Below are 18,589 nucleotides of genomic sequence, written 5' to 3'. Positions count from 1 at the left end.
CCTTCGCCGAGTCGCGAAAGGCGGACGGTAACTATCGCCCCGCGGCGATGACCTCGATCCGCGGAGTCGACATGAGACGTGCAATACCGCGTGCCGCCATGCTGCTGGTTCTGACGGTGCTGCTGACCGCCCCGACGATGGCGCGCGACGACGGCCGTTACGCCAACTCGCCGTTAAAGCCCTGGTTCGAGAGCCTGCACAGCGAATACGGCCAATGCTGCTCGGATGCCGACGGCTACGTGGTCGCTGATGTCGACTGGGAATCCGACAAGGGCCGCTATCGCGTGCATCTCGAAGGCGAATGGGTGGTCGTGCCCGACGGCGCCGTCATCACCGAGCCGAACAAGATCGGCCGCACCATGGTGTGGAAGCACTACATCGACGGCCATCCGCGGGTGCGCTGCTTCATGCCGGGCAGCATGACCTAGAGTGAAACGTCATCCCGGGCGACGCGCAGCGTCGAACCCGGAATGACGTCGAGGCTTAGCGCGCCTCGTTGTTCGCGCTGACGCTCGCAAGCCGCTTCACGCGTGGCGACAGCACCGACATCTGCGCGGGCGAGGCGGGCATGCCGGCGACGATCATCGCGGGCGCAGTCGACTGCTCCTCGACGCCGGCACCGCCGAGCACCTGGACTTGCGTCGCCGAGATCGGAAACGACGTCACTTCGTAAGAGGGAAGCTCGCCGGCGAACGCGCCTGACGAGTTGGCAATCATCGCTGCGGCAACGGCAATCATCGATAGAACGCGCATTGGAAAATCTCCGTGAGAAGTGGCAATCGGAGGTTAGGTCGCGACGATGCCGCAACAGGTTCGCTCGTATGCGAACATTCGATTGCCGTCGTTCGATATATTTGATTGCGTGATGTCGAAGCGACGAAGCGTGGAAGAAGTTTTCCGCGCCAATGTTTCCGGACGGTTTCGCGGGAGTGGTCGCGCGGTGACGTGTCGGTGCCCTACGTGCCGAAACGGCACCAATGCATCCACGCGGCGAGGCAGCGTCCGCGCGCGGCGCTCAGGTCACTGGCGCCGGATTGAACAGCGTCAAATCGTTGTGGATGCCCCAGCGATCCGACCACGGCTTGGTGCGGCCGCTGGCGACGTCGAGGATCAGGCGGAACAGGTCCCAGCCCGTTTCCTCGATGGTCTTCTCGCCAGTGGCGATGCCTCCCGCATCGAAATCGATCAGGTCCTTCCAGCGTCGCGCCAGCTCGCTGCGGGTCGCGACCTTGATCACGGGCGCAGCCGCAAGGCCGTAGGGCGTGCCGCGGCCGGTGGTGAACACCTGCAGCGTCATGCCGGAGGCGAGCTGGAGCGTGCCGCAGATGAAGTCGGACGCCGGCGTTGCGGCAAACAGCATGCCCTTCTGCGTCGCCTTTTCGCCGGGCGAGAGCACGCCGGTGATCGCGCTTGATCCGGACTTGACGATCGAGCCGAGCGACTTCTCGACGATGTTGGCAAGCCCGCCCTTCTTGTTGCCCGGCGTGGTGTTGGCGCTGCGGTCGGCGCCGCCGCGGGCGAGATAGGAATCGTACCAGGCCATCTCGCGAACCAGCGCGCGGCCGACGTCCTCGTTGATGGCGCGCCGCGTGAGCAGCTGGATCGCATCGCGTACTTCGGTGACTTCCGAGAACATCACCGTTGCGCCGGCGCGCACCAGCAGGTCGGCGGCGAAGCCGACCGCGGGGTTCGCGGTGACGCCGGAGAAGGCGTCGCTACCGCCGCATTGCAGGCCGATGACGAGATCGGCGGCCGGGCAGGTTTCGCGGGTGCGCGTGTTGAGGATCTTCAGGCGGGCTTCGGCCTGGGTCATGATCGCGTCGACGATGGCGCCAAAGCCGTCGAACGCTTCGTCCTGCATGCGGACGATGGCATCGCTGACGCCTTCCGGCACCAGACGCTCGGGCGCAAGCTTCTCGCAGCCGAGGCTGATGACCAGGATCTCGCCGCCGAAATTCGGATTCTGTGCGATGTTTTGCAGCGTGCGGATCGGAATCACAGCATCAGGCGCGTTGATGGCGACGCCACAGCCATAGGCATGCGTCAGCGGCACGACGTCGTCGACATTCGGATATTTCGGCAGCAGCTCGGCGCGGATGCGCTTCACCGCATATTCCATCGTGCCCTTGACGCATTGCACGGAGGAGGAGATGCCGAGGATGTTCTTGGTGCCGACCGAGCCGTCGGAATTGCGAAAGCCCTCGAACGTAAAACCTTCCAGCGGCGGCAGCGGCGCGGGCACAGCGGTCGAGATTTCCAGCTTGTCGAGGGCAGGGGCCTCCGGCATGCGGATGCGGGCTTCGTCCACCCATTCGCCGGCCAGGATCGGCGCGAGCGCATGGCCGATCACCTCGCCATAGCGGATGATCGGGGCGTCCTGCGGGATGTCGACCAGTGCCGTCTTGTGGCCTTGCGGCACGAAGGCGCGCAGCGTCAACCCGCTGGCGAAGCGGGAGCCGGCGGGAAGCCCGAAATCATTGACCACGATCGCGACATTGTCGCGATCGTTGAGCTTGATGTAGCGGGGCTGCTCTTTCGCTGCGACTGACTGGTCCATGGAAGGACTCCGAAGTGTAGGGTGGGTTAGCGCAGCGTAACCCACCACCGTCTGCATCCGTCGAACCAGAAGAGGTGGGTTACGCTGCGCTAACCCACCCTACGACATCCACGATCTATCAACCGGGGAAGGTATAGGCGGTCTTCACCGTCGTGTAGAACTCGCGGGCATAGGAGCCCTGCTCGCGGGCACCGTAGCTCGAACCCTTCCGGCCACCGAACGGCACGTGATAATCGACGCCGGCGGTCGGCAGATTGACCATCACCATGCCGGACTCGCTGTTGCGCTTGTAGTGCGAGGCGTATTTCAGGCTGCTGGTGCAGATGCCGGAGGCAAGGCCGAACTCGGTGTCGTTGGAGATCGCGAGCGCCTCCTCGTAGTTCTTGGCGCGAATGACGGCGGCGACCGGGCCGAAGACCTCCTCGCGCGAAATGCGCATGTTGTTGTTGGCCTCGGTGAACAGCGCGGGCTGGAGGTAGTGGCCGGGCGTTTCGCGCTTGAGCAACTCGCCGCCCCAGGCGAGCTTGGCACCCTCGTCCTGGCCGATCTTGATGTAGCGCAGGTCCTGGTCGAGCTGGCTCTGGTCGACCACCGGACCGATATGCACGCCGGCCTTGAGCGCGTCGTCCACCGTGAGGCCTTTCAGGCGCTCGGTCACCGCCGCAACGAAACGGTCGTGAATACCTTCGGTGACGATCAGGCGCGAGGACGCGGTGCAGCGCTGGCCGGTGGAGAAATAGGCGCCGTTGACGGCGACTTCGACGGCGGTCTTCAGATCGGCGTCGTCGAGCACCACCAGCGGGTTCTTGCCGCCCATCTCGAGCTGGAATTTCTTCATGTTGCTCGAGGTCACGCAGGCCTGCGCGATCTTGCGCCCGGTCTGCACCGAACCGGTGAAGGTGATCGCGGCGACGTCGGGATGCTCGATCAGGGTCTGGCCGACAACGGAGCCCGAGCCGACCACGAGGTTGAACACGCCGGCGGGAATGCCGGAACGGGTGATGATCTCGGACAGCGCATGCGCCGAGCCCGGCACCAGTTCGGCAGGCTTGAACACCACGGTGTTGCCATAGCAGAGCGCCGGGGCGATCTTCCAGGCGGGGATCGCGATCGGGAAATTCCAGGGCGTGATCATGCCGACGACGCCCATCGGCTCACGGGTCAGCTCGACGTCGATGCCGGGACGTACCGAGGCGCCCTTTTCGCCGATCATGCGCAGCGCCTCGCCGGCGAAGAACGCAAAAATCTGGCCGGCGCGGGCGACCTCGCCGATGCCCTCGGGCAGCGTCTTGCCTTCCTCGCGAGCGAGCAGGCGGCCGAGCTCTTCCTTGCGGGCGATGATCTCGAGCGAAATCTTGTTCAGCGCGTCGTAGCGCGCCTGCGGCGTCGACTGCGCCCAGGCGGGGAAGGCGGCCTTGGCGGCTGCGATGGCCTTCTCGGTCTGCGCCTTGTCGGCCTTGGCGTATTCGCCGACCAGATCATTGGTGTTGGAGGGATTGATGTTCTTGGTGACGCCGGAGCCATCGACCCATTCGCCGCCGATGAAGTTCTTCAGGATCGCAGTCATAGCTTCCTCCAGAGTTTTTAACGAACCAGGCAGGGACGCTTGTCGTCGAAGGTCCAGCCGGGGATCAGGTCCTGCATGGCAATAGCGTCATCACGGGCGCCGAGTCCATGCTGCTTGTAAAGGTCATGCGCGGCGTCGATGGCGGCCCTGTCGATTTCGATACCCAGGCCCGGCCTATCCGGCACGGCGATCTTGCCGGCCTTGATCTGGAGCGGCTCCTTGGTCAGGGCCTGACCGTCCTGCCAGATCCAGTGTGTGTCGATCGCAGTGACCTTGCCGGGGGCGGCGGCGCCGACATGGGTGAACATGGCGAGCGAGATGTCGAAATGGTTGTTGGAGTGCGAACCCCAGGTCAGGCCGTTGTCGCGGCAGGTCTGAGCCACGCGCACCGAGCCTTGCATGGTCCAGAAATGGGGATCGGCCAGCGGAATGTCCACTGCGCCGAGACGCAATGCATGAGAGAGTTGCCGCCAATCGGTCGCGATCATGTTGGTCGCGGTCGGCAGGCCCGTTGCACGGCGGAACTCGGCCATGATCTCACGGCCGGAGAAGCCGCCTTCGGCGCCGCAGGGGTCCTCGGCATAGGCGAGGATGCCGTGCATGTCCTTGCAGAGGCTGACGGCCTCGTCGAGCGACCATGCGCCGTTCGGATCCAGGGTCACCCGCGCATTCGGAAAGCGCTTGGCGATTGCGGTGACGGCCTCGATCTCCTGCTCGCCGCGCAGCACGCCGCCCTTGAGCTTGAAATCGGCGAAGCCGTAATGGTCGTGGGTGGCTTCCGCGAGCCGCACCACGGTGTCCGGCGTCATCGCCTCCTGATGGCGGAGGTTGAACCATTCGCTCTTGCCGGTCTCGCCGCTGACATAGTCGAGCTTGGTTTTGCGCCGGTCGCCGACGAAGAAGAGATAGCCGAGGGTCTCGACGCTGTTGCGCTGCTGGCCTTCGCCGAGCAGGGCTGCGACGGGCAGGTTGAGATGCTGACCGAGCAGATCGAGCAGCGCCGACTCCACGGCCGTGACGGCGTGGATCATGACGCGGAGATCGAAAGTCTGCTTGCCGCGGCCGCCAGCATCGCGATCGGCGAAGGCGGTCCTGATATCGGCGAGGATGTTGTTCATCGCGCCGACGGTCTTGCCGATCACGAGATCACGGGCGTCTTGCAGCGTCTGCCAGATCTTCTGCCCGCCAGGCACCTCGCCGACGCCGGTGTGACCAGCATTGTCGGTGAGGATGACGATGTTGCGGGTGAAGAACGGCGCATGCGCGCCGCTCAGATTGAGGAGCATGCTGTCACGGCCCGCGACCGGGATCACCTGCATGGCGGTGACGACCGGTGCGCCAGTGATCTCGGTCTTGGCCATCGCAGGCTCCTCCCTGTGTCGTCCGTTATTCTGCAGCCTGTTGTGACGATCGGATGGCGGGCAGATTTTTCACCAGCGCCGTGACTTCCGCGATCTCCTGCTCGGTGAGATCGGTCAGCGGCGGGCGGACCGGGCCGGAATCGCGGCCGATCACCTTCATGCCGGCCTTGATGATCGAGACCGCATAGCCCTTCTTGCGGTTGCGGATCGCGATCAGCGGCAGGATGAAGTCCTTCAGACCGGCGTGGATCGTCGCGTGGTCGCGCTTGCGCACGGCGGCGTAGAAGTTGGTGGCGAATTCCGGAACGAAGTTGAACACCGCCGAGGAGTAGGTGGTCACGCCCATGTCGAGATAGGGCAGCGCGAAGGTCTCCGCGGTCGGCAGGCCACCGATATAGGTCAGGCGGTCGCCGAGCTTGGTGTAGACGCGGGTCATCAGCTCGATGTCGCCGATGCCGTCCTTGTAGCCGACGAGGTTCGGGCAGCGTTCCGCGAGGCGGGCGAGCGTATCGGGCTGGAGGATGGCGTTGTCGCGGTTGTAGACGATGACGCCGATCTTCACGGAGGCGCAGATCGCTTCCACGTGGGCGGCGAGGCCGTCCTGCTCGGCATGGGTGAGATAAGGCGGCAGCAGCAACAAGCCGTCGGCGCCGGCCTTCTCTGCGCCGATCGCGATCTCGCGCGCGGTGGCGGTGCCGTAGCCGGTGCCGGCGAGAACGGGAACGCGGCCCTTGGTCTCGTCGACGGCGATCTTGACGACCTGCGGAACCTCGGCCGCCGTCAGCGAGAAGAACTCGCCGGTACCGCCGGCGGCGAACAGGCCTGCGACGTCATAGCCGCAGAGCCAGTCCATGTTGGCGCGGTAGGTCGTCTCGTCGAAGGAGTAGTCCGCCTTGAATGGCGTGACGGGGAAAGACAGCAGGCCGGATCCGATCTTCTGGGCCATTTCCTGCGGGGTCATCTTGCTCATGGGCGCTGCTCCCTGGTCTCGTGTTGTGGAGGACGCAAAGGCTGCGCGTCCATGCGCCGTGGTTTAGGAGACCGTTCGATGCGGGTCCAAGCCAAAGCCTATATCGACCGATGCGAAATCAGCATCAATCTTCCATCACCTCCGCCGAGGACAATTCGCTCGCGATCTTGACGAGGGCCGATAGCAGCGGATTTTCGTCGTCGCGTCGCCAGACCATGAACAGCTCGACCGGGACGCGGGTGCGCAGCTTCAGCGGCCGCAGGCGGACGTCCGCGATCTTCAGGCTCGCCGCCGCCGCCGGCACGATGGCGAGGCCGAGGCCGGCGCGCACCATGGCGAGGATCGAGTGGATCTGGCTCAGGTGCTGGACATAGCGCGGCAGGATGTCGGCGCGGGTGAACAGCGCCACCAGCACGTCGTGAAAGTAGCGGCTCTCATAGGGCGAATACATCACGAAGGGCTGGTTGTCGAAATCCTTGATCGTGATGGTCTCGGCATTCGCCAGCGGATGCTTTTTCGGGATCGCGGCGAGCAGGGGCTCGGCGACGACACGGCGGCTGGCGATTTCGGGGCGCGCGATCGGGGGCCTGAGCAGGCCGGCATCGATCTGGCCCGAGGTCAGCGCCTCGAATTGGTCGCCCGACACCATCTCCTTCAGTGAGAAGTCCACCTCGGGCAGCTTGGCGCGGCAGGCGGCGACCAGCTCGGGGAGGAAGCCGTAGGCGGCAGCCGCGGTGAAGCCGATCTTCAGCGAGCCGGACTTGCCCAGCGCGATACGGCGGGCGACCTGCGAGGCGCTTTCCGCAAGCTTCAGGATGCGCCGCGCTTCCGGCAGGAAGCTGCGGCCGGCCGGCGTCAGGCGCACCGAGCGGCTGGTACGCTCCAGCAGCGGCGCATCGATGATGTGCTCGAGCACCTGGATCTGCCGGGACAGCGGCGGCTGGGTCATGTTCAGCCGCGCGGCGGCGCGGCCGAAATGCAATTCCTCCGCCACCGTGACGAAACAGCGGAGCTGATTGAGGTCGAACATCGATACATGCCTTAGATGGATAAGGCGTTTCCCCGGCGCTTCTAGCATCGATTACTCCCAAAACAAAGACGGCGGCCGTGAAGCCGCCGTTAAGTTGCCTGGTCAAGCTCCCATGGGAGCCCTCAGGAGGAACGTTTGAGCACCACGCGCTCGATCTTGCCGACAACCACGAGATAAGCGAATGCGGCCACCAGCGCATTGCCGCCGACGAATATCAGCGCGCCGTTGAACGAGCCGGTCGCGGCCAGGATGTAGCCGATCACGATCGGGGTGCTGATCGAGGAGAGGTTGCCGAAGGTGTTGAACAGGCCGCCCGAGACGCCGCCGGCTTCCTTCGGCGAGGTGTCTGAGACGACAGCCCAGCCGAGCGCGCCGATGCCCTTGCCGAAGAAGGCGAGCGCCATGAAGCCGACTACCAGCGCCTGGCCGTCGACATAGTTGCAGGCGATGATCGACATCGACAGCAGCATGCCGCCGACGATCGGGATCTTGCGCGCCATCGTCAGCGAGCCGGTCTTGCGCAGGATGGCGTCGGAAATGACGCCGCCAAGCACGCCGCCGATGAATCCGCACAGCGCCGGCAGCGTCGCGACGAAGCCGGCTTGCAGGATCGACAGGCCGCGCTCCTTGACGAGGTAGACCGGGAACCAGGTCAGGAAGAAATAGGTCAGCGTGTTGATGCAATACTGGCCGAGATAGACGCCGAGCATCATGCGGTTGGAGAGCAGCTGGCGGATGTGGTCCCACCCGGAGCCGGCCTCGGGCGCGCGCTCTTGCTTCAGATCGTCTCTTGGCGCGTCGAGATCGACCAGCGCGCCGCCGTCCTTGATGTAGTCGAATTCGGCCTCGTTGACGCCGGGGTGCTCTTTCGGCCCGTAGACGGTCTTGATCCAGACCAGGCCCATGATGATTCCGAGCGCGCCCATCACGAAGAACACGTAGCGCCAGCCGTAATCATGCGCGATCCAGCCCATCAGCGGCGCGAAAATCACTGTTGCGAAATACTGTCCGGAATTGAAGAAGGCCGACGCGGTCCCGCGCTCGTTGCTCGGAAACCAGGCCGCGACGATGCGAGCATTGGCGGGGAACGAGGGCGCTTCGGCGATACCGACCAGGAAGCGCAGTCCGAACAGCACGGTGATCGCGGTGCCGGCGCTGAAGAAGCCGACCCAGCCCTGCAGCGTCGTGAACAGCGACCAGACGATGATGCTGAAGGCATAGACGAGGCGGGAGCCGTAGCGGTCGAGCAGCCAGCCGCCCGGCACCTGCGCGACCACATAGGACCAGCCGAAAGCCGAGAAGATGTAGCCCATCGCGACGGGATCGAGATGCAGCTCCTTGGAGAGCGCGGGGCCCGCGATCGACAGCGTGGCGCGATCGGCATAATTGACGGTCGTGACCAGGAACAGCATGGTCACGATGAACAGCCTGACGCGAGACCTTCTCACGTCCGCTGCGGACATCACTGCGCTCATTGCGCGCCTCCTTAGAACTCGAAACGTTTCCCCCTTCGACTCCTAGAGGTGCGCGCGGCAGAGTGTCCAAGTTCAAGGCAGTATCGATCGATGCCGTTTTTGGATGGATGGAACGGCAGGTGGGAGGAACGATTGTGAGAGAGTGCCGAGACGTGAGCCCCAATCTCGTCATTGCGAGCGCAGCGAAGCAATCCAGAATTCCACCGCGGAAAGACTTTGGATTGCTTCGCTGCGCTCGCAATGACGATGTGGAGAGAGCCCGCTTTGCGGTCTACTGCCGCGCGCCCGGCAGCAGCGGCGCGAGCAGCCCGCGTGTCACGCCCGGCGGTGCCGCATCCAGCCCCAGCACGGCGCTTGCGGCCGGCAGTGCCGCGTCCGCCATCGCGGCGTGGCCTTCGGCGCTCGGATGCACGGCGCCGCCATAGACGGCGGAGAGCACGCCCCAGGTCGCGTCGTGGATGTCGGTCGGCTGGCTTGCTGCCGGCAAGCCTTGCGGATAGGTCATCGCGGCGAAATAGCTGTCATTGGCGTCGCGGATCCAGCGCGCGCGCGGCAGATAGGCGCGGAATTCGGAGGCGCCGCGGCCGCACAGCATCGGCTGGCTCGCCGCGCTCACGATGTCGGGATTGAAGCTCTGGCCGTTCTCGGCAAAGCAGGTGCGGTCGAATTCGGGATCGTTGCCCGAATGCGCGCAGAAGCCGTGATCGGCGAACGCCGCCTGATGCGAATCCACGAAGGTCATGCGGTCGGCCTCGGGATCGCGGCACAGCGCGCCGCGGGTGCAGGTGGCGAGTCCCTTCAGTTGCGGCAGGAATTCGGTGTCGACGAAGGTCGAGACGCGGGCGAGGCGCTGCGGATCGGCGTTGAAGGACGGATGGATGTCGAAGCCGGCGCGGCCGCCGCGGCAGGGCACGCCGCCGTCGGCGAGCGCCGGGTTGGCGTAGGAGACGTAGACCACGTGCGAGAGGTCGCCGCCGACCAGCGGCTTCAGCGCCTCGCGCAGCTTGACGAAATTCTGCGGCAGCTCGCGCGCCAGCGCATCGCGGGAATCATCGACGCTCGCCATCACGCCGGAGCGCCGGAATATCGCGCGCTCGGTTGCGGTCTCGACGATCACGTCGGCGACGAGGCCCGAGAAATAGACGTCGTTGGCGCCGACCGAGAGCAGCACGAGGTCGAGCGTGCGCTCGGGCTGGCGTTTCCTGGCGGCGGTGAGCGCCTCGCGCAGCTCGGCGACCTGCGCGTTCACGCTGATGTTGCAGACGCCGGTCTTGCCGGGCGGGCATTCGCGGGCGCGCTGCGAGCCGAGCAGCCCGTCGCTGATGCTGGCGCCGGTGCAGGCGAGCGGCAGAAAGGTTACCGCGACGTGGGTGTAGCGTACCGCGAGCGCCAGCGCGGTGCGGGCCTGGTAGCTGTAGAGCGATCGGTGGCAGGGCGAGTTGAACCAGAGCGCGCTGTAGCGCTGCCAGTTGGCAAGCGTATCGGGCGCTTCGCAGGCGCGGCCGCCCTTGAAGCCGGCGCGACTCGGCCGGTAATACTGCGCGCCCGCGGTGCCCAGATAGGAGCGGAAGCAAAAACCTTCGTCCGACAGCGCCAGCGGCCGGTCCGGATTGCCTTCGCCCGAGGCGATGCTGTCTCCGAGACCAGCGACGAAGATGTCGCGGACCTGGATCTCGGTCTGGACCCGCTGGGTCGGATCGGAGCCGGAGGAGACGTCGACGCTCGCGACCGTCTGCTTGCCGTAGCGGACCCGCAGATTGATCGGCTCGGCGCAGTCGAAGGTGGATTGTTGCGGCCCGTCGCCGTCGTCGAACGACCAGGCGCAGGTGGCGCCGACCGGCACCGCGCCGGCGAGGCGCACAGTGACGGGATGGTCGAGGGGGGTGAGGTAGTTTTCCTTCGTGTTGTCGCGGGTGCAGGGCTGGTTGACCCGGCCCTGGAGGTCGATGCAGAGCCGGTTGACCATGTTGCGGGCCCAGCCGCGGCCCTCGCTCTGGAGCTCCAGCGATTGCTCGGCGGCGAGGATGCTGCGGTTACGCGCGTTCTCGACATGGAGCAGGAAGTCGCGCTCCTCGCGGAACAGCCGGAAGCGGTTGCGTACCTCCCAGCTGATCTGCATTGCGCCCGCGTCCTGCGCGGCCGCCTGTTTCAGCGGCAAGGCGGTCAGGAGCCCGGCGAGCAGCAGGGCACAAGCGAGGAAACGGCGAAGTGATACAGGGATCATGGCCCGCATTTTCAACGGCAAAGTTGAGGCGGAAATAAGAGAGCTGCTCTCCGCCTGCAACATCGGTCTGACGGTTTTGTCGGCCGGCGTCTAGCGGACGATCGTTGGCGCATGATCTTTTCGGGAAACTGCTTCGCAGCTTTCCGGATCATGCTCAGCGTTTGCTGGCCTGCCGCAGCGACCGCTCGCGCTCCATCGCCGCCACCTGCTTGGGCAGGTTGGCCTGCGCGCAGGCCTCCGCCAGCCTTCGGCGCTCCTGCCAGGGCTCCACCACATTCATCCAGAGCTCGCGTGTGCCCATGATGGAGATGGCCAGTCCGAACGGGATCACGAAATAGAGAATGCGGAAGACAAGGAGCGTGGCCAGAAGCTGCTCGCGGCCGAACTCCGGCAGCGCCACCAGCATGGCGGCGTCGAACACGCCGAGCGAACCGGGGGCGTGGCTGGCAAAGCCGAGCAATGTCGCCAGAATGAACACCACGGAGAGCGACAGGAAGTCGATCTGCGGCGTGGCCGGCACCAGAAGGTACATCGCCAGCGCGCAGAATCCGAGATCGACGACGCCGATCAGGATCTGCACAAGCGTCAGCGGCGCTGACGGCAGCACCACCTTCCAGCCCTTCTGGCCGAGTTCGCGGCGCTTCTCGCCCATGCACAGCCAGACCAGATACGCGCCGATCGAGGCGAGGCCGCCGATCGCAATCAGCCGGTTGATCGACGACGGCAGCTGATCCATGTAGGAGGCGGCATCCGGATGGATGGCCATGCCGATCGAGAGCACGAAGATGTTACCGAGCCAGAAGGTCAGGCCCGACAGGAAGCAGATTTTTGCGACGTCGATCGCATTCAGCCCGTAATCCGAATAGATCCGGAAGCGGATCGCGCCGCCGGTGAAGACGGTGGCACCGATATTGTGGCCGATCGAATACGATGTGAAGCTGGAGAGCGCTGCGATGCGATAGGGCACGTGCTTCTTGCCGATCGTTCGCAGTGCAAAAAAATCGTAGAAGGTCAGCGTACAGAACGCGAAGCATACGCAGATCGCCGCCAGCCCGATGTTACCGCGGGGGATCTCGGTCAGCGCGGTCAGGATGACCCCGGTGTCGATGCCCTTGAGCGTCCGTACCAGCGTGGTGATCGCGAACGCAATGATGAAGACGCTCGCCGCAACGCCGAGTCGCCGCCAGCCGATCCATCTCTTGAAGCCGCGCTTCAGCGCGGTCAGCAGTCCGTGCATTCATCCTCCCGGCGGGGGGCAAGACCGACCAGGCCAGACATTGGCTGGTCGGATGCGATCAGTGCCCGATGTGGGCTTGGATCGCTAGGCATGATGTAGCTCATTTAAGGCAAAAACAGTGACTTGTGCAGCCCTTGACAAGGATAGGTTCTGCCTTGGACCAGCTTGGACCAGCGACTTTGTCATACGCGGTTCACATCGGACGCGCGTTAAGCATATGAGTCGTGGGATCGGTCGCGTCCGTCCGTGACATAGTCTCAGATCCTGCATGGCCGGCATTGTTCAGCAAGAGATGCGGGCTTTTTTGGAACGACGATGCCGCGCGCTCGTTAGTGCCGCATCAGCAATCGAACATGGCGGAATAACCGGCTCCTCCTGCGAGCCGGTGCCTCCGTGTTCCCACAACCCGAGAGGATCGGACCGATGGGATTGTTCACAAAAGACATCAAAACCATGAACGACCTGTTCGTGCATCAGCTCCAGGACATCTACTACGCCGAGCAGCAGCTCACCAAGGCTCTGCCGAAAATGGCGGATAAGGCGACCGATCCGCAGCTGAAGCAGGGCTTTTTGACGCACCTTGAAGAAACCAGGGAGCACGTCAAGCGGCTCGAGGAAGTGTTCAAGATGCACGGTGCGCAGGTGAAGGCGGTCGATTGCCCCGCGATCGACGGCATCATCGAGGAAGCCGACGAGACCGCCGGCGAAGTCGCCGACAAGGCGGTGCTCGACGCCGCGCTGATCAACGCGGCACAGGCGGCGGAGCATTACGAGATCGTCCGCTACGGCAGCCTGATCGCCTGGGCCAAGCAACTCGGCCGGAACGACTGCGCCAGCGTCCTCGCCAAGACGCTCGAGGAGGAGAAGGCCACCGACAAGAAGCTGACCACGATCGCCGAGAGCAAGGTGAATCTGCGCGCGGCCAGCTAGGACCAGGCGTAGCCAGGATCAGCAGAGAGCGTCGCGCGGTCGTCCGCGCGACGCTCGCACATGACGCATCCGTCAAGCATCCATCATTCGATCCTTGTCGTAACATGATGAGGGGCTGCAAGCGTATCGTTCGCATGGGGCTGCAACCGAGGTGGCAGCATGCGAGTAAGCACCGCCAAATTCAAATATGAAGCCTTCGGAGCCGGCGCGGCGCATGCCGGCTCCCGCCTCGCAACGTCCCTCACCCTTGCCGCGATGAGCCTAGGCTATGGCGTGGTGCAGCTCGACGTCACCATCGTCAACACCGCGCTCGACGCGATGGGCAGGACGCTCGGCGGCGGCGTCGCCGAGCTGCAATGGGTTGTCAGCGCCTACACCATTGCCTTTGCCGCCTTCATCCTGACGGCCGGCGCGCTCGGCGACCGGATCGGCGCCAAGCGCGTCTTCATGGCGGGGTTTGCCATCTTCACCGCGGCCTCGCTCGCCTGCGCATTGTCGCCCAATGCGGCTGCCCTGATCGCAGCGCGGCTGATCCAGGGGCTGGCGGCGGCGATCCTGGTGCCGAACTCTCTTGCCCTGCTCAATCATGCCTATCCGGACGACCGCGCGCGCGGCCGCGCCGTTGCGATCTGGGCCGCCGGTGCGAGCCTCGCGCTCACTGCCGGCCCCTTCGTCGGCGGCGCGCTGATCACGCTGGTCGGCTGGCGCGCGATCTTCCTGGTCAATCTGCCGGTCGGGCTCGTTGGCCTGTGGTTGAGCTGGCGTTACGCCAGCGAAACCACGCGGGCGCGCTCGCGCGAGATCGATCTGCCGGGCCAGCTCGCGGCAATTGGTGCGCTGGGGGCGCTCGCCGGCGCGATCATCGAAGGTGGCGCGCTTGGCTGGGACCATCCAGCCGTGGTCGCGGCCTTCGTCGCAGCCGCAATTCTCGCCGTGCTCTTCGTCTGGCGCGAGAGCCGTGCGGCACAGCCGATGTTGCCGCTGTCGCTGTTCGGCCACCGGCTGTTCGCGCTGACCTCGCTCGTCGGCCTGCTCGTCAACGTCGCGATCTATGGCCTGATCTTCGTGCTCAGCCTGTACTTCCAGAGGATCAACGGCCTGTCGGCGTGGTGGACCGGTCTCGCCTTCGTGCCCATGATGGGCGTGGTGCTTCCGGTCAATCTGCTGGCGCCGCGCCTGGCCGAGCGTATCGGGGCGTGCCCGACCATCGTCGTCGGTGCCTGCGTGTCGGCGCTCGGTTGCGTTGGCCTGCTCTGGATCGAAGCCGGCACGAGCTATTGGGCGATCTTTGCGCAGATGATCGCGATCAGCAGCGGACTTGGGCTGCTGGTGCCGCCGCTGACCTCGACCCTGCTGGGCAGCGTCGAGAAGGCGCGCTCCGGCATCGCGGCCGGCGTCCTGAACGCGACGCGGCAAACCGGCAGCGTGCTCGGCGTTGCGCTGTTCGGTTCGCTGGTGGCCTCGGAGGGCGCGTTCATGACCGGCCTGCACCTGTCGCTGGTCGTGTCGGCGGCCGTGCTGCTGCTCGCCGCCGCCGTGATCGGCCTCGGCGCGCCGGCGCGCGGATGAACAATCCGAGCGAATGCACACAGCTTCCGTTCACCATCCCCGAAACAGGCACGTAGCCGGTTACCGACTGTCCATCTCTGTCGGTTCAAGTGTGGGTCGATAGGGGCCCGCAATGCATCAAGTTCTCTACTGTCTCACCGAGGAGCACGACTGGCGGCTCGTCGCGCTTGGCGGCGCGGTGTGCCTGCTCGCAAGCGCGGCGGCGATCAGCCTGTTTCACCGGGCGCGCGCGACGCACGGCTCCGGGCGCCTGGTCTGGATCGCCCTGGATGCCGCCGTCAGCGGCTGCGGCATCTGGGCGACGCATTTCATTGCGATGCTCGCCTACGGGCCGGGCGGTGCCGGCGCCTACAACATCCCGGTGACGATCCTTTCGCTGATCTTCGCGATCTCCTTAACCTTCGTGGGGCTGAGTCTGGCGGCATCCTCCGCGCGCGCGCCGTGGATCGTGCTCGGCGGTGCCATCGTCGGCGCCGCGGTCGCGACGATGCATTATACCGGAATGGCGGCGCTGGAGATGCCGGCACGGGTCGACTGGATCGGGAGCACGGTTGCCGCTTCGGTGCTGTTCGGAATTGTTTTCGCGGCGCTCGCGCTGTTCGTCGCTGCGCGGCGCGACGACCTCTTCCATGCGCTGACCGCGAGCACACTGCTGACGGTCGCCATCGTCGCACATCATTTTACCGCAATGGGCGCCGTCGTTCTGACGCCGGATCCGACGCTCGCGACCAGCGGGTTATCGATCCCGCCGGCCTCGTTGTCCTTCTTCACCGCGGGTGCCGCGGTCGCGATCATCGCGATTGCGCTGGTGGCCGCACTGCTCGACCGCCGCGCCAAGGGCGAATTGGGCCGCCAGCAGGTCGTGCTGGATACCGCGCTCGAGAACATGTCGCAGGGACTGTGCATGTTTGATGCGGACGGCAAGATCATCCTGTTCAACGAGCGTTATGCTGCGATGCTTGGCCGCACCGACATCCTGCTCACCGGCCGACTGCTGGTCGACGTGCTGCGGGAGGAGCAGGCGAAGGGCCAGTGGCAGGGCGATGCCGGCGAATTCTTCGCGCGCCTCGTCGCCGACGCGCGCGAGAGCCGCACCACGACCGACATCGTGACCAGGTTCGGCCGCTCCATCCGGGTCGTCAACCAGCCGATGCAGGGTGGCGGCTGGGTCGCGACCTTCGAGGATATTACCGAATGGCTGGAGGCCCAGGCCAAGATCTCGCACATGGCCCGCCATGACGCGCTCACCAGCCTGCCGAACCGTGTGCTGTTCCACGAGCAGCTCGTGCAGGGACTGCGACGGACCACATCGGGCGACCAACTCGCGGTGCTTTGTCTCGATCTCGATCACTTCAAGGACATCAACGACTCGCTCGGCCACCCCATCGGCGACGCGCTGCTCAAGGAGGTCGGGCGCAGGCTGAAGGCCACTGTCGGCGAGAGCGACACCGTGGCGCGGCTCGGTGGCGACGAGTTCGCCGTGGTCCAGATCGGACGTTCGGAGGAAACCGCGGCAAGGTCCCTTGCCGGCCGCCTGGTCGAGGTGATCTCGGCGCCTTACGAGATCGACGACCATCAGATCATCATCGGTGTCTCGATCGGCATCTCGCTATCCCCGCAGGACGGCGACAATCCCGACGAGCTGTTGAAGAACGCCGACCTCGCGCTGTATCGCGCCAAGGCTGACGGCCGCGGCACCTATCGGTTCTTCGAGACCGGCATGGATGCGCGCGCACAAGCACGGCGTCTGCTGGAGATGGATATGCGCGCGGCGCTGCAACGTGACGAGTTCCAGCCGTACTACCAGCCGATCCGCGACGTCGCCAGCGGTCGCGTCGTCGCGTTCGAGGCGCTGCTGCGCTGGAATCATCCGCAGCGCGGCCTGATCGCGCCCCTCAGCTTCATTCCATTGGCCGAGGAGACCGGGCTCATCATCCATCTCGGCGATTTCGTGCTACGCTCCGCCTGCACCGACGCCGCCACCTGGCCTGACGATGTCGACGTCGCGGTCAACCTGTCGCCCGTGCAGTTCAGGAACCCAAATCTGATCGCATCCGTGACCGAGGCGTTGACGTTGTCGGGCTTCGACGCGCGCCGCCTCGAACTCGAAATCACCGAATCCGTGCTGCTGCAGAACAGCGAGGCGACGCTGACCACCCTGCACGAGCTGCGCGCAATGGGCGTGCGCATCTCGCTCGACGATTTCGGCACCGGCTATTCGTCCCTGAGTTATCTGCGCAGCTTCCCGTTCGACAAGATCAAGATCGACCGCTCCTTCGTGTCGGAACTCGCGACGCGCGAGGATTCCATGGCCATCATCCGTGCCGTGACTGGCCTCGGCCGCAGCCTCGGCATCGTCACCACGGCAGAGGGGGTTGAGAACGACGGGCAACTCGAGCTGCTCCGGCGCGAAGGCTGCACCCAGGCGCAGGGCTATCTGTTCAGCAAGCCGCGGCCCGCTTCCGATGTCGCGATCATGCTGGACCGGCCGCCGTTGCGCGCGACCGCCTGAGGTCAGCCGCGGCGCAGTGCGAAATGCGCGCCGCAGAACGCCATCACGGCACCGAGGCCCAGCGCGGCAATCCCCGCCAGCACGCCCGAGACCGTCGGCACCGGGCTCGGCGCCGAGGCCACCTGGCCCGCGCCCGCAAGCAGCAGCACGCCGACTGCGATCAGGAATTGCCGCATCCGCGGCGGGATCTGGCCCGAGACGGCGCTCTGCATCAAGGTCGCCGTGAAATAGCCGCCGGAGAAGCCGACGGAGGCGATCAGCCACCAGGCGATCGCCGCGCCCGCCGGTATGAACTCGTGGGTGTCCGAGTGCCAGAGGCCGCCGAGGTCGAGCCCGTAGCGCGCGCCCAGCATGTGCACCGCGAGAGCGAGCAGCACGCCGGAGATCACGGCGGCGCCGAGTATCAGGCGGCGCGGAAAAAAAATCGTCTCAGCCATGTCCCGCTTGTAGGATGGGGCAGGGCGCTCACGCAAGCGGATCGCAGACTGGATCGCCCGGATTGGATCGATTGTGACGATGCAGGATTTGGGAGCTGAGGCGGCTGCGGGCGCGAGCTATGCCTACAAGGCGTCGCTGATCGGCTCGGCGCATCGCTTCGAGCTGACGGAGCAGGGGCTGTCCTGGCACATCGCCGGCCGTAGCTCGGTGTGGCGTTATGACGAGATCAGTGCAATCCGGCTGTCGTTCCGCCCCGTGTCGATGCAGCAGCACCGCTTTCGCGCCGATGTCAGCCATGCCAGTGGCGGCCGCATTGCGATCCTCTCGACGAGCTGGCAGACCGCGGCCCTGATGGCGCCGCAGGACAATGGTTTTCGCAATTTCATCGTCGCGTTGCACGCGCGCATGGCGCAGGCCGGCAGCCGCGCCGAGTTGACCGCGGGCCTTGGCCGCAGGACCTACGCGACGATGCTGGCTTTTCTTGCGGTGCTTGCGGTGGCGATGACGGGGCTCCTGGTCCGGGCGCTTGCGATCGGCGAATTCGCCGGCGCGCTGTTCATCATCGGTTTTGCAGCGCTGTTCGCCTGGCAGATCGGCAGCTTCGTGCGGCGTAACCAGCCGCGGAGCTACAGCTTCGATCGCGTGCCGAGCGCCTTGCTGCCCTAGCTGCAATGGGCCGCAACCAAATGTGACTTCGCGCCCCTGCGTCGGTGTCGCAT

General features: G+C 65.4%; 15 protein-coding genes. 5 read left to right on the top strand and 10 right to left on the bottom strand.

Annotation, left to right across the window (positions count from 1 at the left end; genetic code table 11):
* Nucleotides 1–71 precede the first annotated feature (71 nt).
* Nucleotides 72–428, top strand: coding sequence for a hypothetical protein (locus BRA1417_RS0130075; RefSeq protein ID WP_027518961.1), 357 nt, complete (start codon nt 72–74; stop codon nt 426–428).
* Nucleotides 429–483: 55 nt separating this feature from the next.
* Here BRA1417_RS0130075 and BRA1417_RS0130070 read toward each other — a convergent pair whose 3' ends face one another.
* From BRA1417_RS0130070 to BRA1417_RS0130025, 9 genes are all read right to left on the bottom strand, one after another.
* Nucleotides 484–753 (bottom strand): hypothetical protein, encoded by a 270-nt coding sequence (locus tag BRA1417_RS0130070; RefSeq protein WP_027518960.1) that lies wholly within the window; start codon nt 751–753, stop codon nt 484–486.
* A gap of 262 nt (nt 754–1,015) precedes the next feature.
* Complete coding sequence (gene garD, locus BRA1417_RS0130065; protein WP_027518959.1) at nt 1,016–2,557, bottom strand: galactarate dehydratase; 1,542 nt, start codon at nt 2,555–2,557, stop codon at nt 1,016–1,018.
* 118 nt (nt 2,558–2,675) lie between these two features.
* Complete coding sequence (locus BRA1417_RS0130060; protein WP_027518958.1) at nt 2,676–4,124, bottom strand: aldehyde dehydrogenase family protein; 1,449 nt, start codon at nt 4,122–4,124, stop codon at nt 2,676–2,678.
* Between the two features lie 17 nt (nt 4,125–4,141).
* The gene (gene gudD, locus BRA1417_RS0130055) at nt 4,142–5,485 is read right to left on the bottom strand and encodes a glucarate dehydratase (protein WP_027518957.1); all 1,344 of its coding nucleotides are present in this window, start codon (nt 5,483–5,485) and stop codon (nt 4,142–4,144) included.
* 25 nt (nt 5,486–5,510) lie between these two features.
* Nucleotides 5,511–6,455: a 5-dehydro-4-deoxyglucarate dehydratase gene (gene kdgD / locus BRA1417_RS0130050; RefSeq protein ID WP_027518956.1), complete on the bottom strand. Its 945-nt coding sequence runs from the start codon at nt 6,453–6,455 to the stop codon at nt 5,511–5,513.
* A 124-nt stretch (nt 6,456–6,579) separates the two neighbouring features.
* Nucleotides 6,580–7,485 (bottom strand): LysR substrate-binding domain-containing protein, encoded by a 906-nt coding sequence (locus BRA1417_RS0130045; protein WP_027518955.1) that lies wholly within the window; start codon nt 7,483–7,485, stop codon nt 6,580–6,582.
* A 122-nt stretch (nt 7,486–7,607) separates the two neighbouring features.
* A complete protein-coding gene (locus BRA1417_RS0130040) occupies nt 7,608–8,960 on the bottom strand; it encodes an MFS transporter (protein WP_027518954.1) in 1,353 nt (450 codons plus the stop codon).
* Between the two features lie 271 nt (nt 8,961–9,231).
* Entirely contained in the window at nt 9,232–11,184 is a 1,953-nt protein-coding gene (locus BRA1417_RS0130035) for a hypothetical protein (RefSeq protein WP_027518953.1), read from the bottom strand.
* 154 nt (nt 11,185–11,338) lie between these two features.
* Complete coding sequence (locus BRA1417_RS0130025; protein ID WP_027518952.1) at nt 11,339–12,421, bottom strand: YbhN family protein; 1,083 nt, start codon at nt 12,419–12,421, stop codon at nt 11,339–11,341.
* Between the two features lie 423 nt (nt 12,422–12,844).
* On the opposite strand from BRA1417_RS0130025, the gene BRA1417_RS0130020 reads away from it, so the two are divergent.
* From BRA1417_RS0130020 to BRA1417_RS0130010, 3 genes are all read left to right on the top strand, one after another.
* A complete protein-coding gene (locus tag BRA1417_RS0130020; RefSeq protein ID WP_007612365.1) occupies nt 12,845–13,351 on the top strand; it encodes a ferritin-like domain-containing protein in 507 nt (168 codons plus the stop codon).
* Nucleotides 13,352–13,510: 159 nt separating this feature from the next.
* A complete protein-coding gene (locus tag BRA1417_RS0130015) occupies nt 13,511–14,920 on the top strand; it encodes an MFS transporter (protein ID WP_027518951.1) in 1,410 nt (469 codons plus the stop codon).
* A 112-nt stretch (nt 14,921–15,032) separates the two neighbouring features.
* Complete coding sequence (locus BRA1417_RS0130010) at nt 15,033–17,432, top strand: EAL domain-containing protein (RefSeq protein ID WP_027518950.1); 2,400 nt, start codon at nt 15,033–15,035, stop codon at nt 17,430–17,432.
* A 2-nt stretch (nt 17,433–17,434) separates the two neighbouring features.
* Here the strand turns inward: BRA1417_RS0130010 and BRA1417_RS0130005 are convergent, their stop codons facing one another.
* Nucleotides 17,435–17,869: a hypothetical protein gene (locus BRA1417_RS0130005; protein ID WP_027518949.1), complete on the bottom strand. Its 435-nt coding sequence runs from the start codon at nt 17,867–17,869 to the stop codon at nt 17,435–17,437.
* Between the two features lie 79 nt (nt 17,870–17,948).
* Between BRA1417_RS0130005 and BRA1417_RS0130000 the strand changes: the two genes are divergently transcribed.
* Nucleotides 17,949–18,536, top strand: a complete 588-nt coding sequence (locus BRA1417_RS0130000) for a hypothetical protein (RefSeq protein ID WP_027518948.1) — start codon at nt 17,949–17,951, stop codon at nt 18,534–18,536.
* The last annotated feature ends 53 nt before the right edge of the window (nt 18,537–18,589 follow it).

Origin of the sequence: Bradyrhizobium sp. WSM1417, from assembly GCF_000515415.1 — a bacterium.
In the GTDB taxonomy this organism is placed as follows: Bacteria; Pseudomonadota; Alphaproteobacteria; order Rhizobiales; family Xanthobacteraceae; genus Bradyrhizobium.
This window is presented reverse-complemented; position numbering and strand designations above follow the sequence as displayed.

Excerpts from the sequence above, each read along its gene's own strand:
- BRA1417_RS0130035 (WP_027518953.1), bottom strand. The coding sequence starts at position 11,184 with ATGATCCCTGTATCACTTCGCCGTTTCCTCGCTTGTGCCCTGCTGCTC.
- BRA1417_RS0130025 (WP_027518952.1), bottom strand. The coding sequence starts at position 12,421 with ATGCACGGACTGCTGACCGCGCTGAAGCGCGGCTTCAAGAGATGGATC.
- BRA1417_RS0130005 (WP_027518949.1), bottom strand. The coding sequence starts at position 17,869 with ATGGCTGAGACGATTTTTTTTCCGCGCCGCCTGATACTCGGCGCCGCC.
- garD (WP_027518959.1), bottom strand. The coding sequence starts at position 2,557 with ATGGACCAGTCAGTCGCAGCGAAAGAGCAGCCCCGCTACATCAAGCTC.
- BRA1417_RS0130070 (WP_027518960.1), bottom strand. The coding sequence starts at position 753 with ATGCGCGTTCTATCGATGATTGCCGTTGCCGCAGCGATGATTGCCAAC.
- gudD (WP_027518957.1), bottom strand. The coding sequence starts at position 5,485 with ATGGCCAAGACCGAGATCACTGGCGCACCGGTCGTCACCGCCATGCAG.
- BRA1417_RS0130000 (WP_027518948.1), top strand. The coding sequence starts at position 17,949 with ATGCAGGATTTGGGAGCTGAGGCGGCTGCGGGCGCGAGCTATGCCTAC.
- BRA1417_RS0130015 (WP_027518951.1), top strand. The coding sequence starts at position 13,511 with ATGCGAGTAAGCACCGCCAAATTCAAATATGAAGCCTTCGGAGCCGGC.
- kdgD (WP_027518956.1), bottom strand. The coding sequence starts at position 6,455 with ATGAGCAAGATGACCCCGCAGGAAATGGCCCAGAAGATCGGATCCGGC.
- BRA1417_RS0130075 (WP_027518961.1), top strand. The coding sequence starts at position 72 with ATGAGACGTGCAATACCGCGTGCCGCCATGCTGCTGGTTCTGACGGTG.
- BRA1417_RS0130010 (WP_027518950.1), top strand. The coding sequence starts at position 15,033 with ATGCATCAAGTTCTCTACTGTCTCACCGAGGAGCACGACTGGCGGCTC.
- BRA1417_RS0130040 (WP_027518954.1), bottom strand. The coding sequence starts at position 8,960 with ATGAGCGCAGTGATGTCCGCAGCGGACGTGAGAAGGTCTCGCGTCAGG.
- BRA1417_RS0130020 (WP_007612365.1), top strand. The coding sequence starts at position 12,845 with ATGGGATTGTTCACAAAAGACATCAAAACCATGAACGACCTGTTCGTG.
- BRA1417_RS0130060 (WP_027518958.1), bottom strand. The coding sequence starts at position 4,124 with ATGACTGCGATCCTGAAGAACTTCATCGGCGGCGAATGGGTCGATGGC.
- BRA1417_RS0130045 (WP_027518955.1), bottom strand. The coding sequence starts at position 7,485 with ATGTTCGACCTCAATCAGCTCCGCTGTTTCGTCACGGTGGCGGAGGAA.